This window comes from Paraburkholderia sp. SECH2 (assembly GCF_030464795.1).
In the GTDB taxonomy this organism is placed as follows: Bacteria; Pseudomonadota; Gammaproteobacteria; order Burkholderiales; family Burkholderiaceae; genus Paraburkholderia; species Paraburkholderia aspalathi.
Map to the genome: position 1 here is coordinate 52901 of NZ_JALPRH010000027.1, position 13802 is coordinate 66702.

The window sequence follows — 13802 nt, forward strand, 5'->3', positions numbered from 1 at the left end:
CGGGGTGCGAGATGTTGGCCGTGTTCATCATCGCCTGTCCGATCTGCATCGCCGCGCTGTTCGGTTTCGCGCGGCACGTGGATCCGCTGACAGGGCAGTTCAGGCGTTAGACCCAAAATGGAGCAGTTTCGGCAGAGGTGTTCAAGCCATTACTGGTTTTAACCACTTTCTATAGCCGATCAAAGCCTCAACCCTTGCCTTGACGTGCCGAGTCACGGCACGATGCGCGATAACCTAAGTTTGGGGCACTATCGCGTATGCGGGATTTTCTGGCAAACATCATTACGCGCCTTGGCGTTTTGAAGGGCGTGCTTCCTTTGAGCCGTGCCGCGGCGGCGCGCGATGCGCTGGCCGGTGTGCAGCTTGCGTCGATGGATATTCCGCAAGTGCTCGGCTATGCGCGCATTGCCGGCATGCCGGCCGTTACCGGTCTTTACACGGTCTTTCTGCCGCTTATTGCGTTTGCGTTCTTCGGCGCCTCGCGGCACCTCGTCGTGGCTGCCGACTCCGCCACCGCCACCATTTTCGCGAGCCGCCTCTCGACCATGGCGCCGGCTTCTAGCGCGGAGTATGCGGCGCTCGCCGGAATGGTCGCCTTGCTCACTGCCGCGCTTCTGCTCATCGCGCGGATCTTCAAGCTCGGTTTTCTTGCTGATTTTCTCTCGCGCACGGTGCTGGTCGGCTTCTTGGCCGGCGTTGGCGTGCAGGTCGGCATCGCCATGCTGGGCGACATGTTCGGCGTCCCTGGACATGCCGCGAACAGCGTCGGCCAACTCGCGCTCGTGGTGCGCGAGGCGGCGCAGATCAATCTGCCGACGCTTGCTATTTCCGCGCTGGTCGTGGTTTCCATTCTGGTTTTCAAGCGCTTTTTGCCACGCCTGCCGGTGCCATTGATCGCGGTGGTGGCGGGTATCGCCGCAAGCGATATTTACGGTTTCGCGGCGCACGGCATTTCAGTGTTGGGGCCGGTGGCAGGGGGGGTGCCGCCGCTGCGCATGCCCTCGGTCACGTGGCAGCAATTACTCGATCTGCTGCCGGTTGCCGCCTCGTGCTTCGTGATGATCGTCGCGCAAAGCGCCGCAGCGAGCCGCGTATTTGCGGAGCGCTATCACGAGACTGTCGATACCAATGCCGACCTCTTGGGTATTGCCGCCGCCAACGCCGCCGCGGCGTTTTCCGGCGCCTTCGTGGTGAACGGCAGTCCGACGCAAACCGCGATGGCCGATCGCGCCGGCACGCGCAGCCAGTTCGCGCAGGTCGTATTCGCGGTGGTGGTGGTCGTGGTGCTGCTGTTTTTCAGCCGTTATTTGCAGTACCTGCCGCACTGCATTCTGGCCAGCATCGTGTTTACGATCGCCATTGGCCTCATCAATCTGCAGACGCTGTTTTCGATTCGCCGCGAAAGCCCCGGTGAATTCACGCTGGCCGTGTTTACCGCCGCGGCGGTGGTGCTGATCGGTGTCGAGCACGGCATTCTGGTGGCGGTGGCCTTATCGCTGCTGCGGCATGTGCGGCATAGCTACCGGCCGCACACCATGGTCCTCGTGCCCGGCGAAGGCGGCATCTGGGTGCCGGTGCCGGCCGCGCCCGGGCTCGAGACCGCGCCGGGGCTGATCGTCTATCGCTTTGGCTCCGACCTGTTCTACGCGAACGACCACTTTTTCATCGACGATGCCCGCCGCCTGATCGACCACGCGCCGAGCCCGGTGCGCTGGTTCGTGATCGATTCCGGCGCGATCACCGATCTGGACTATTCGGCGGCGCGTTCGGTCGGCGAGTTGTGCGAAGCGCTAAAACGTAGCGGCGTCGAAGTGATTTTTGCGCGCGTGAATCAGTATCTGCGCTCGGATATGGACCGGCATGGCATCACGCCGACCGTCGGCGCAACCTGCATTTTCAGCACCTTGCATGACGCGCTGCGCATGGCAGGCGTGGAGCAGCCGGGTACGCAGGTCAAAGCCGCAACGTGAACGTGATCTTGGATTGCTTCAGGTTTGCGGCTCTTCATCGGCAAAGAAGTAGCCGATAAAAAAGCACGCGCCCGCGAGCAGGGCGCCAAGCACGGCCACCGTATAGGCGAGCGCCGTACCGTGCCAAAGACTGTCGAACCATTGATGAATCTGCGCCATCACCACGGCCGCGTTGCCGCCGATGCGCTGCAATTCGATCTGATAGCGCGGGTCTGCGATGCTGTACATGGAAACGGCGCTGTCTGGCGCCGGCGCCATGACATAGATGATCACCCCGGCGATCAGACCGGCGAGCAGCACGACGACCCCCGCCAGATAGAGCCGTTTTTGCAATGGCGAATGCTTCGCCGCCGGATTCAGGTCATTGCCACCGCTCATCGTGTTCGCTTGCCCGCTCAAGTCATCAAGGCGACAGTATCGCAGAGCGGGCGCACCCCGAAGACGCGGCTAGCTTTTCGAAGTCAGCAGCTTGATCCCCGCAATGCCGAACATGATCGCGAGCGACCCGTCCAGCCAGCGACGGATCGCGACGTAGATGCGCCGTGCGGACGCAGTTGAAAACAGCACCGCGTAGCTGCTGAACACGGATACGCCAATCACCATGCAGCCGAGCACCACCGGCGCAGTGTGCGACGTGCCGCCCGCCGGCGACATAGCCAGCGAAACGATCGAGAGCCACACCAGAATCGCTTTCGGATTGGTGAGATGCAGCAGCAGGCCGCGCAGATAGAGCCGTTTGAGCGGTTCGCCTTCGCGTGCGGTATTCGTAGGCAGCTTTTCCGCGCTGAATGCCGAGCGCGCGGATTTGAAGCCAAGCCACAGCAGATAAAGTCCGCCGGCAATCTTGATCGCCACCAGGCATTCCGAGTAAGTGGCGAGTACCGCCGACAAACCCAGCGACGCCAGCAACGCCCAGAAGAATGAACCGGACACCACGCCGAGCGCGAAGGTGAGCGCGGATTTTCTGCCGGCGCTCATCGCCAGCGACATGATCGCGAGATTGCTCGGCCCCGGACTCGCCGTGCCGACGAAGTAGGCGCTGTAGGCGATCAGGACATCGGCGGTGAGGAAGGAGCTGGCGGTCATGGGCGTGTGAACCTCGGCGAGGGCGAACTGCGCCGCTCGTTGCGGCACGGGGGAATCGCATGGATCGATGCGCGAACAACCATTTTGCTCGCCCGTGTGCGAATCTCACAGATACAGTTGATCTCACGTGCGGCTGCACAATCGGGCGTTTGTGGGGCAACGCGGGGCTCCTCTGGCGGGCCACGTGCCGAGTCCGGCTGTATTCGGAATCAACGCCGTTCGCTGAGCATCGTCGATTTATCGATTTTGGTGTTGGTCAGATCAAATATATATCGTTTTTCACCATTTTTAATCATGGTTAAAATCTGGCCCATGCGTGCGCTTTTCCGGGCCGCTTCATTGACCGATGCACGAACCCCCTTTACCTTCAGCGAGTTTCCCCACCATGAGCGTTGCCGACACCGTTTTGCCGCCGTTCCATCTGGCGTTTCCCGTGCATAGCCTCGCCGCGGCCCGCGAGTTCTATGGCGAGCTGCTCGGCTGTCCGGAGGGGCGCAGCTCCCCGGAATGGATCGATTTCAACTTCTATGGACATCAGATCGTCGCGCACCTCGCACCAGAGGAAATCGGCCACCGTCACACCAGCAAGGTCGACGGCGACGCGGTGCCGGTGCGCCACTTCGGCGCGGTGCTCTCGATGGCGCAATGGCAGGCCGCAGCGGACAAGCTGCAAAAGGCCGGCATCGACTTCATCATCGAACCGCACGTGCGCTTCAAGGGCGAGGTCGGCGAACAGGCCACGATGTTCTTCCTCGATCCGTCGGGCAACGCGTTGGAGTTCAAGGCGTTTGCCGATATGTCGTCGTTGTTTGCGAAGTGAAGTGATGTAGGTGCGAGGGCGCCGGCGGCACGCGCCGGCGCTTCGAAACGAAAAGGCCGGTCAGCAATCATGTTGACCGGCCTTTTTTGCCTGACGCTAAAGCTCGGCGATTCACCGGCCGCGCCGGAATGAATCCCAGAATCGGCGCTAGAGCGTAAGGTATTTGCTTTCCATAACTTATTCTGAAGGCATGTCTCACGGCAGTTCGACGAGACATGCCTTTAGCAATACCCTTAAAAGAGCCTATCTACATCTCATCAAACGTTTGCGCCGCATGAACTCGCATGCGTTTGAAGCGCCGCCTATCCTTACATTAGCCTTCCTGACAATCTGGCCATTTTGGCGCCATGCAGGCGTTGGTACTATGGATCTAGCATAGGTACGGATTCACCCATCCCCTCCCATTCCTTACCTGCATTCTCTCGGGCGCGTTTCATGTGGATCGTCAACGTTGCGCTTAAGCGGCCATACACGTTCATCGTGATGGCCATTCTGATCTTGCTGGCGACGCCATTTGTGCTGTTGACCACGCCGGTCGACGTGCTGCCGGAGATCAATATTCCGGTGGTCAGCATCATCTGGAATTACACGGGGTTGTCGGCCGAAGACATGGCCAACCGCATCACGTCCGTCAACGAGCGCAGCCTGACCACCACGGTCAACGACATCGAGCACATTGAATCGCAGTCGCTCGCGGGCATCACGATTCTCAAGGTGTTCCTGCAGCCGAACGCGAACATCCAGACCGCGATCGCGCAAACCGTGGCTGTGGAACAGGCGCAGCTCAAGCAGATGCCGCCAGGCGCGACGCCGCCGCTGGTGATCAGTTATTCGGCGTCCAGCATTCCGGTGATCCAGCTCGGTTTGTCGAGCCCGAAGCTCTCCGAGCAGGCGCTCAACGACACGGCACTGAACTTCCTGCGCCCGCAACTGGTGACGATTCCGGGCGCGGCCGTACCGTACCCGTACGGCGGCAAATCACGTCTGATCTCGGTCGACCTCGACACGCGCGCCTTGCTCGCAAAGGGCCTGACGCCTTCGGATGTGGTCAGCGCGTTCAACGCGCAAAACCTGATTCTGCCGACCGGTACGGCCAAGATCGGGCCGAAGGAATACACGATCAATATGAACGGCTCGCCCGCCACGGTGGAAGGGCTCAACGATATTCCGGTGCGCACGCTCAATGGCGCGACGACGTACCTGCGTGAAGTCGCGCACGTGCGCGACGGCTTCTCGCCGCAGACCAATATCGTGCGGCAGGATGGACACCGTGGCGTACTGATGTCGGTGCTGAAGAACGGTAGCGCCTCGACGCTTTCGATCGTCAATACGCTGCAAGGTATTCTGCCGGCGGCGCGCGCCGCGTTGCCGCCGGACCTGAACATCACGGCCCTGTTCGATCAGTCCGTGTTCGTGAAAGCGGCGGTGCAGGGTGTGGTGCGTGAGGCGCTGGTCGCCGCGGCGTTGACGGCCGCGATGATCCTGCTGTTCCTCGGCAATTGGCGCAGCACCTGCATCATCGCGATTTCGATTCCGCTGTCGATTCTGTCCTCGCTGATCGCCCTGCACGCGCTCGGGCAAACCATCAACATCATGACGCTGGGCGGCCTTGCGCTCGCGGTCGGGATTCTGGTCGACGATGCGACGGTGACGATCGAGAACATCGAACGGCACCTGCATATGGGCACGAATCTGCACGATGCGATTCTCGACGGTGCCGGCGAAATCGCGATCCCGGCGCTCGTCTCGACGCTGTGTATCTGTATCGTGTTCGTGCCGATGTTCTTCCTGACCGGCGTCGCGCGTTATCTGTTCGTGCCCCTTGCCGAAGCGGTGGTGTTCGCGATGCTCGCCTCGTACGTTTTGTCGCGTACGCTGGTGCCGACGCTGGCCATGCTGCTGATGGGCCATGCGCACAAGCCCAAGGCCGATGCCCGGCCGAGCGTGTTTCGGCGCATCTACCTGCGTTTCGATCACGGCTTCGAGCGCATGCGGTCCACCTACATCGTGATTCTCAGCAGCGTGCTGGTGCGGCGCGGCATGTTCGGCAGCCTGTTCCTCGGCTTCTGCGTGGTGTCGATGGGTCTGGTTTTCGTGCTCGGTGAAGACTTCTTTCCGAGCGTCGACGCCGGCGACATTCGTCTCCACATGCGTGCGCCGACCGGTACCCGCATCGAGGAAACCGCGCGTCTCGCGGACGAAGTCGAGAAGGTGATCCGCGAGGTCGTGCCGGCCGACGAACTCGGCACGATCCTCGATAACCTCGGTTTGCCGTATAGCGGTATCAATCTTTCGTATAGCAACGCGGGCACGATCGGCACGCTCGACGGCGAAATTCAGGTCGCCCTGAAAGAAGATCACCACCCGACGCAAATCTACATGGACAAACTGCGCGCGATCCTGCCGCAGCGTTTTCCGGGCGTCGAGTTCTTCTTTCAACCGGCCGACATCGTCACGCAGATTCTCAACTTCGGCTTGCCCGCCGCCGTGGACGTGCAGATTTCCGGCGCGGATCAGCAGGGCAACTTCGACGTCGCGCGCAAGCTGCTGAAACAGGTGCGGATGATTCCCGGCACCGTCGACACCCACATCCAGCAGAAACTGGACGAACCGGCGATCAATCTTCAGATGGATCGCACGCGCCTGCAACAACTCAATCTGAGTGCGAGCAATGTGGCGCAAAATGTACTGATTTCCTTGTCGGGCAGTTCGCAGACGTCGCCGGGTTTCTGGTTCAACAACAAGAACGGTGTCGAATACAGCGTCGCGGTGCAAACGCCGCAGTATCAGATCTCGTCGATCGATGAGTTGTTGCGCACGCCGGTCTCGGCCTCGGCCAACGGTCCGACGCAACTGCTCGGCAACCTCGTGCGCGTCTCGCCGCAGAATCAGTTCGCGGAAGTCACGCACTACAACATCAGGCCGGTGATCGACCTGTACGTGAGCGTCGAAAAGCGCGACCTGGGCAGCGTGGCCACGCAGGTCGACAAGCTGGTGAACAACGTGCGGGCCTCGTTGCCGCGCGGTAGCCAGATCACCTTGCGCGGGCAGGTGCAGACCATGCGCAGTTCGTTCTTCGGTCTCGGGATCGGCGTGGCGATGGCCATCGTGCTGGTGTACCTGCTGATCGTGGTGAATTTCCAGTCGTGGGTCGATCCGCTGATCATCATCAGCGCATTGCCCGCGGCACTGGCGGGCATCGTCTGGATGCTGTTCCTGACCGGCACGCACTTGAGCGTGCCCGCCTTGACGGGGGCGATCATGACGATGGGTGTCGCTACCGCCAACAGTATTTTGATGGTGTCGTTCGCGCGCCAGCGGCTCTCTTCCGGGGCGCCGCCGCTCACCGCCGCGCTCGAAGCCGGTGCTAGCCGGATCAGGCCGGTGCTGATGACGGCGTTCGCGATGATCATCGGCATGATTCCGATGGCGCTGGGTCTCGGCGAGGGCGCCGAGCAGAACGCGCCGCTGGGCCGCGCCGTGATCGGTGGTTTGCTGTTCGCCACGGTGTCCACGCTGTTTTTCGTGCCACTGGTGTTCGCAGGTATTCATACCCGCCTCGCGCGGCGCCATCGCGACGATGACGACACGGATACCACGGGCGGCCACGGCAACGACGGCCCCGCGCCTGACCACGGCGGCGCAGGCAAGCCCGCGTAACGTTCAATGTAAATGACGGCTGACTGAGATGGCTGACTGAGATGACCGAAAAAACCCATGCATCGCTGGCGATTCCCGCGCGAGAGACCGAAGGCGGCCACGCCTTGCCCCCGCGCAATCGCGAATGGAAGCGCGCCAAAATCGCCATCTGGATCGTGCTGGCGCTGCTCGCCGTGGGCGCGTTGCGCACCGTGATCGCGAATGTTCTGCAAAGCCGCTCGGTCGCCGAGACGACGAAGCAGAACGCTGCGCAGTATGTGAACGTGGTCAGTCCGACGCAAACCGAGGGAGGTGGCAACACCTTGTTGCCGGGCACGTTGCGCGGCTTTGTGGAATCGCCGATCTATGCGCGCTCCACCGGTTATCTGCTGCACTGGTACGCCGATATCGGCACGCGCGTGAAGCAGGGGCAACTGCTCGCCGATCTGGATACGCCCGAGATCGATCAGGAACTCGCGCAGGCGTTGGCGCAGCGCGCGCAAACCAGTTCGAGTCTCGGCCTCGCCAAAAGCTCGATGGAACGCTGGCAGCAACTGCGTCAACGCGATGCGGTTTCGCAGCAGGAACTCGACGAACGGACCAGCACCTACACGCAGGACCTGGCCAATCTCGCTGCCGCCGATGCCAACGTGAAACGCCTGCAGCAACTCGAATCGTTCAAGCGCATCGTCGCGCCATTTGCGGGCGTGGTCACGCAGCGCAATGTGGATGTCGGCGATCTGATCGACGCGGGCAGCGGCACGAGTCGTGCATTGTTCGCGCTGGCGCAATCGGACCCGTTGCGGGTCTATGTGCAACTGCCGCAGGCGTACGCGCAAAACGTGTCGGTCGGGCAGAAGGTCGTGGTGACGCAGGCCGAATTGCCGGGGCAGCAGTTTCACGGCACGATCACGCACATCTCCGGCGCGATCGACGTGCCGACCCGTTCGTTGCAAGTCGAAGTGACCTTGCCGAATCCTGACGACAAACTGCGGCCTGGTGCGTACGTGCAGGTGGCCGTGCCCGCGGCGACGCATGCGCAACTGATGGTGCCGGGCAATGCCTTGCTGTTCCGCGCCGAAGGTCCGCGGGTCGCGGTGGTCGATGCGAACGGCACTGTGGCCTTGCACAAGGTCGTGATCGCGCAGGACCTGGGGCAGTCGCTCGAAATCGAAAGCGGGATCGAGGCGAACGACAAGATCATCATCAACCCGAGCGATTCGATCGCGGACGGCGATCATGTGCTGATCACGCAGCCGAAGAAAAACGGCAAGGGGGCGTCGTGATCGCGAAGCAGGCGAGTGCTTATCGGGCACTGACATCGCGAGCGACACGAACGGCGCTGGCGGTCACCGCGAGTGCGGCCTTGCTGGCTGCATGCACAGTCGGCCCGGATTATCAGCGGCCGCAAGCCGAGGTGCCGCCAACCTGGCAAACCGATTCGTACTGGCGCGTCGCGGCGCCTTCGCATGCGCCGATCTCGTTGGACTGGTGGAGTGCCTTCGGCGATCAGACGCTCGGGACGCTGGAAACGCAGGCGCTTGCACAGAATCAGACATTGGCCGCGGCGAGCGCACACTACGCGCAGGCCAAGGCGACGCTGGCGAACACCCGCGCGCAGCAGATTCCCGAAGTCGATCTGGGGGCGTCCGGGTCGCGCTTCAGAATTTCGCAGGATCGCCCGCTGACCAATTACAACACGCCGACCACGTCGACAGTACAGAACAATCTGCAACTCGGCCCGACGATCAACTACGACACCGATCTATTCGGCCGGATACGTCGTGAAGTGGAGGGCGCCGCGGCCTCCGCGCAGCAATCGGCCGACGACCTCGCCAACGCACGGCTCGTCCTCACCACTGATCTCGCCACCGACTATTTCTCGCTGCGTGAACTCGACGCCGAGATCGACGTGCTGAATCAATCGGTAAAACTGCAGCAGAAGGCGCTCGATTACGTCACGACCGAGCACGATCTCGGCTCGGTGTCCGGGCTCGACGTGTTGCAGCAGAAGTCGCTGCTCGATTCGACGCGCGTGCAGGCGCAACTCCTACTGAATCAGCGCGCGCAGTTTGAACATGCAATTGCCGCCCTGGTCGGCGTGCCCGCACCGCAATTCTCGATCGAGCCCAAAGTGCTCGCGACGCAGGTGCCGGCGATTCCACTCGGTTTGCCGAGCGACGTCTTGCAACGCCGCCCGGATATCGCCTCGGCGGAGCGCGCGATGGCCGCGGCGAATGCGCAGATCGGCGTCGCCAAGGCGGCGTTCTTTCCGAGCCTGACGCTGACGCCGAGCATTGGCTGGGAAAGCACGCAGTTCGCGAGCCTGTTTAGCGCGCCGACGCTGATGTGGACGCTCGGCGCGGCCGTGGGCCAGGTGCTGTTCGACGGCGGCCGCCGTGCGGCGAACGTGCAATTTGCGAGCGAAGGCTACAAGGCCACCGAGGCGAACTACCGCCAAACCGTGCTCAATGCATTCCAGCAGGTGCAGGACGGCATCACCGGCCTCTCCGTTCTGGATGGCGCGTCGAAGCAGTCGCGTGAGGCGGTGACCGATGCACAGCATCTTCTGGCGCTCGCCAACGATCGTTATTCGGGCGGCCTGGTCGCTTACCTCGACGTCATCACCGCGCAGCAGTCGCTGCTGACCAGCGAGCGTCAGGACGTGCAGATCCACGGCCAGCAGATGACCCTCTCGGTTTCACTGGTGAAGGCGCTGGGCGGCGGCTGGGATGCCGCGGACGTAGCGGGCGCGCAGCCGCCCGGCAATGCAACGAAGGAGGCGATGGCTCCCGCGAAGTGAGCCGCCCGACAATGACACGGCCAGACAGGAAAGAGGAAAAACGAGGCGTTTCGTATAATGCACATACAAGGGGACGCGCATGAAATTGCTGATCGTTGAAGACGAGCATAAGGTGGTGGACTACCTGCGCTCCGGTTTGACAGAGCAGGGCTGGGTTGTCGACGTGGCGCTCGACGGCGAGGAAGGCATGCATCTCGCCACCGAATTCGATTACGACGTGATCGTCCTCGATGTCATGCTGCCCAAACGCGACGGCTTCAGCGTGCTGAAGGCGCTGCGCATGCGCAAGTCGACGCCGGTCATCATGCTCACTGCCCGCGATCACGTGAACGACCGTGTGCGTGGCCTGCGCGAAGGCGCCGACGACTACCTCACCAAACCCTTTTCCTTTCTCGAACTGGTCGAGCGGCTGCATGCGCTGGCGCGCCGCACGCGTTCGCAGGAATCTACGCTGATTTCCGTCGGCGATCTGTTCGTTGATCTGATCGGCCGGCGCGCCACCCGCGACGGCATACGCCTCGATCTGACCGCAAAGGAATTCCAGTTGCTGAGCGTACTGGCGCGCCGGCAAGGCGACATCCTCTCGAAGACCGCCATCACCGAACTCGTGTGGGACGTCAACTTCGATAGCCATACGAACGTGGTCGAGACCGCGATCAAACGATTGCGCGCCAAGCTCGACGGCCCGTTTTCCTCGAAGCTGCTGCACACCGTGCGGGGCATGGGCTACGTGCTCGAGGTGCGTGAAGAGGCAGAGCAATCATGAACCGTTCAATCGCGCGCCGCCTTGCGTTGATGTTCGCACTCGTGGCGCTACTGGTGTTCACGCTAATCGGCACCGGGCTGTTTCTGGTGCTGCGCACGCAACTCGAACACCATTTGCGCGAATCGCTCGACGATCGTACCGAGATCGCGCGCATCATCGTCTATCACGCGGTGACGCCGGAGAAGTGGCGCATGGCGCGCGAAAAACTCACGGACATGATGCCGCACGATGGCAGCACCGTGTACGCGGTGTCGAGTACCGATCCGTATTTTCACTATGGCAAGCCCATCGAGGGGCCCGTGGTGTCGAGCTGGCCGGGTGGCTACGCGAGGGTATCGCCCGTGGGCGGCGGCGCGGACATGTTGACCATCACCGTGACGATACCGGCTTACGGGGCTCGCCCACCTGTGCAATTGCAGGTCGCCGCCAGTTGTTCGCCGAATACCCGCACAATGCGCGTGTTCGGGGCGGCGCTCGCCGCGCTGTCCGCGTTGGGTAGTCTCGCCGTGCTGCTGCTGAGTTACTCGGTCGCGCGGCTCGGTCTTGCGCCGTTGACGCGCCTGACGAGAGAAGCGTCCGCGGTGAGTCCGAATAACCGCTCACAGCGTCTGAATACGGCCTCGCTGCCGCTCGAATTGAGCGATCTGGCCAACTCGTTCAACGGCGCGCTCGAACGTCTGGACGGCGCATACGGCCGCCTCGAATCGTTCAACGCGGACGTCGCTCATGAATTGCGTACGCCGGTGACGATTCTGATCGGCCAGACCGAAGTGGCGTTGACACGCAACCGCTCGGTCGACGATTTGCGCCATACGCTGCAATCGAATCTCGAAGAGTTCGAACGTATGCGCGCGATTATCAACGACATGCTGTTCCTCGCTCGAGCCGACCAGGGCGAACGCGCGACGGGCCTCGTCGAGGTGTCGCTGGCCGCGGAAGTTGCGCATACGCTGGAGTTTCTCGAGATTCCGCTGGAAGAAGCACGCGTGCATGCGCAGTTGCGCGGCGATGCGGTGGCGCGTGTGAACCGCTCGCTGTTCGGCCGCGCCTGCACGAATCTGCTGATGAACGCGATCCAGCACTGCGCGCCGGGCGCGGCGATTACGGTGACGATCCTGGAAGTAGCGGATCAGTTGCGCGTGGCGGTGGCCAACCCGGGTGAGCCGATCGAGCCGGCCGTGCTTGAACACCTGTTCGACCGGTTCTATCGCGCGGAAGTGTCTCGTACCAACAGCCGCGAAAACCACGGCCTGGGTCTTGCAATCGTGAAGGCAATTGCCGAGATGCATCGCGGCACGGTGTCGGTGGAGAGTGCGAACGGCGTTAACACGTTTGCGTTTTCGATTGCGGCGTCGAGTATGGAAGCCAGTTTGCCGGCGGCGCGTGTGAATGCCGGTGTCCCGGCGGAAGCAGCAGGTTAATCTTCGCTGGTAAAAGGCAAGTCGGCCTGAACCGGTACGCGCCGCTTTGCCGGTTGCGCGTTGGCCGGCGTCAATGCGCTCACACGCACGCCCAGCAGCCGCAGCTTGCGGTTCAATTCCACCCGTCTCAGACATTCCGTTGCGGCGCGCCGGATCTCGGTGGCGTCGGCGGTCGGTTCGTCGAGCGTCAGATCGCGCGTGACCGTGCGGAAATCGTCGTAGCGCAGCTTGATACCCACGGTGCGGCCCACATAGCCCTTCCTCACCAGGTCTTCCGCGACCCGCACACACAGGCTGGTAAACGAACTGGAAAGGGCCGGGCGATCATGGCGTGGATGCAAATCGCGTTCGAAGGTCGTCTCGCGACTCATCGACTTGGGTTCCGATTCGACCACGACCGGCCGCTCGTCGTAGCCTTGCGCGACCTGCATGAGCCAGGCCGAGTAGCTGCGTCCGAAGTTGTCCTGCAACAAACCCGCGTCCGCCGCCGCCAGATCGCCGACCGTGGCGAGGCCGAGCGAGGTGAGCTTTTCCGCGGCCTTCGGCCCGATTCCATTGACCTTGCGCACCGGTAACGGCCAGACGCGCAACGGCACATCCGCAGGCGTGAGGATCGTGAGGCCGTCGGGTTTGTCGAGTTCGGAGCCGATCTTCGCCAGTAGCTTGTTCGGCGCCACGCAAATGGAGCAGGTGAGACCGGTCGCCTGATTGACGGCCTGCTTGATGCGCGCGGCGATCTCGCGCGGCTCGCCCGGCAACTCGGTGAGGTCGATATAGATTTCGTCGATGCCGCGGTCTTCGATCCGATCCGTGAAGGTGGCGACCGCCTGTTTGAACAGCCGCGAGTAGTGGCGATACGACTCGAAATCGGTAGGCAGCAGGATCGCATCGGGAGCGAGCACGGCGGCTTTCATCATGCCCATCGCGGAGAACACGCCGAGCGCGCGGGCTTCGTAAGTGGAGGTGGTCACCACGCCGCGGCCCGCGTAATCGCGCAGTTTCGCAAAGCGAAGGCTGCCGTCTTCGAGCTTTTGCGGCACGGCATTGCGGCCGCCGCCGATCACCACAGCCTTGCCGCGCAGTTGCGGATAGCGCAGGAGTTCAACGGACGCGTAGAACGCGTCCATGTCCAGGTGCGCGATGTGGCGGCTTGCAGAACTCATGGCTGGCGGAAACGGGTGACGGTGCGGGCAGCGAGCATAACAGTCGATGCATGTGCCGTGCTGCCCGATCGTACGACTTGCTGCGTCGGGCGTCAGGACGTGCGAGCCATGATGCGCTGCACGCCGGACGCCAA

General features: G+C 62.4%; 10 protein-coding genes. 7 read left to right on the plus strand and 3 right to left on the minus strand.

The window, feature by feature from the left end; translation table 11 throughout:
• The first annotated feature begins 257 nt into the window (after positions 1 to 257).
• Positions 258 to 1970 (plus strand): SulP family inorganic anion transporter, encoded by a 1713-nt coding sequence (locus M0D66_RS31475; protein WP_266212496.1) that lies wholly within the window; start codon positions 258 to 260, stop codon positions 1968 to 1970.
• An 18-nt stretch (positions 1971 to 1988) separates the two neighbouring features.
• Here M0D66_RS31475 and M0D66_RS31480 read toward each other — a convergent pair whose 3' ends face one another.
• Together M0D66_RS31480 and M0D66_RS31485 are read right to left on the minus strand one after the other, a co-directional pair.
• The gene (locus tag M0D66_RS31480; RefSeq protein WP_266212497.1) at positions 1989 to 2348 is read right to left on the minus strand and encodes a hypothetical protein; all 360 of its coding nucleotides are present in this window, start codon (positions 2346 to 2348) and stop codon (positions 1989 to 1991) included.
• 69 nt (positions 2349 to 2417) lie between these two features.
• Complete coding sequence (locus M0D66_RS31485; protein ID WP_093633239.1) at positions 2418 to 3056, minus strand: LysE family translocator; 639 nt, start codon at positions 3054 to 3056, stop codon at positions 2418 to 2420.
• A 385-nt stretch (positions 3057 to 3441) separates the two neighbouring features.
• Here M0D66_RS31485 and M0D66_RS31490 point away from each other — a divergent pair, with 385 nt between their 5' ends.
• From M0D66_RS31490 to M0D66_RS31515, 6 genes are all read left to right on the plus strand, one after another.
• Positions 3442 to 3876: a VOC family protein gene (locus M0D66_RS31490; RefSeq protein WP_266212498.1), complete on the plus strand. Its 435-nt coding sequence runs from the start codon at positions 3442 to 3444 to the stop codon at positions 3874 to 3876.
• A 435-nt stretch (positions 3877 to 4311) separates the two neighbouring features.
• Positions 4312 to 7536, plus strand: coding sequence for an efflux RND transporter permease subunit (locus M0D66_RS31495; protein ID WP_093632933.1), 3225 nt, complete (start codon positions 4312 to 4314; stop codon positions 7534 to 7536).
• Between the two features lie 41 nt (positions 7537 to 7577).
• The gene (locus tag M0D66_RS31500; RefSeq protein ID WP_266212499.1) at positions 7578 to 8801 is read left to right on the plus strand and encodes an efflux RND transporter periplasmic adaptor subunit; all 1224 of its coding nucleotides are present in this window, start codon (positions 7578 to 7580) and stop codon (positions 8799 to 8801) included.
• Positions 8802 to 8830: 29 nt separating this feature from the next.
• On the plus strand, positions 8831 to 10318 hold the full coding sequence (locus M0D66_RS31505) for an efflux transporter outer membrane subunit (RefSeq protein WP_200620955.1): 1488 nt from the start codon (positions 8831 to 8833) through the stop codon (positions 10316 to 10318).
• A 79-nt stretch (positions 10319 to 10397) separates the two neighbouring features.
• Entirely contained in the window at positions 10398 to 11084 is a 687-nt protein-coding gene (locus M0D66_RS31510) for a heavy metal response regulator transcription factor (protein WP_093632931.1), read from the plus strand.
• A complete protein-coding gene (locus tag M0D66_RS31515) occupies positions 11081 to 12505 on the plus strand; it encodes a heavy metal sensor histidine kinase (RefSeq protein WP_093632930.1) in 1425 nt (474 codons plus the stop codon). The genes M0D66_RS31510 and M0D66_RS31515 overlap by 4 nt, the downstream gene beginning before the upstream one ends.
• Here M0D66_RS31515 and dinB read toward each other — a convergent pair.
• Positions 12502 to 13668, minus strand: coding sequence for a DNA polymerase IV (dinB, locus tag M0D66_RS31520; protein ID WP_266212500.1), 1167 nt, complete (start codon positions 13666 to 13668; stop codon positions 12502 to 12504). The genes M0D66_RS31515 and dinB overlap by 4 nt on opposite strands.
• Between the last annotated feature and the right edge of the window lie 134 nt (positions 13669 to 13802).

Excerpts from the sequence above, each read along its gene's own strand:
- M0D66_RS31480 (WP_266212497.1), bottom strand. The coding sequence starts at position 2,348 with ATGAGCGGTGGCAATGACCTGAATCCGGCGGCGAAGCATTCGCCATTG.
- dinB (WP_266212500.1), bottom strand. The coding sequence starts at position 13,668 with ATGAGTTCTGCAAGCCGCCACATCGCGCACCTGGACATGGACGCGTTC.
- M0D66_RS31515 (WP_093632930.1), top strand. The coding sequence starts at position 11,081 with ATGAACCGTTCAATCGCGCGCCGCCTTGCGTTGATGTTCGCACTCGTG.
- M0D66_RS31475 (WP_266212496.1), top strand. The coding sequence starts at position 258 with ATGCGGGATTTTCTGGCAAACATCATTACGCGCCTTGGCGTTTTGAAG.
- M0D66_RS31495 (WP_093632933.1), top strand. The coding sequence starts at position 4,312 with ATGTGGATCGTCAACGTTGCGCTTAAGCGGCCATACACGTTCATCGTG.
- M0D66_RS31500 (WP_266212499.1), top strand. The coding sequence starts at position 7,578 with ATGACCGAAAAAACCCATGCATCGCTGGCGATTCCCGCGCGAGAGACC.
- M0D66_RS31510 (WP_093632931.1), top strand. The coding sequence starts at position 10,398 with ATGAAATTGCTGATCGTTGAAGACGAGCATAAGGTGGTGGACTACCTG.
- M0D66_RS31485 (WP_093633239.1), bottom strand. The coding sequence starts at position 3,056 with ATGACCGCCAGCTCCTTCCTCACCGCCGATGTCCTGATCGCCTACAGC.
- M0D66_RS31490 (WP_266212498.1), top strand. The coding sequence starts at position 3,442 with ATGAGCGTTGCCGACACCGTTTTGCCGCCGTTCCATCTGGCGTTTCCC.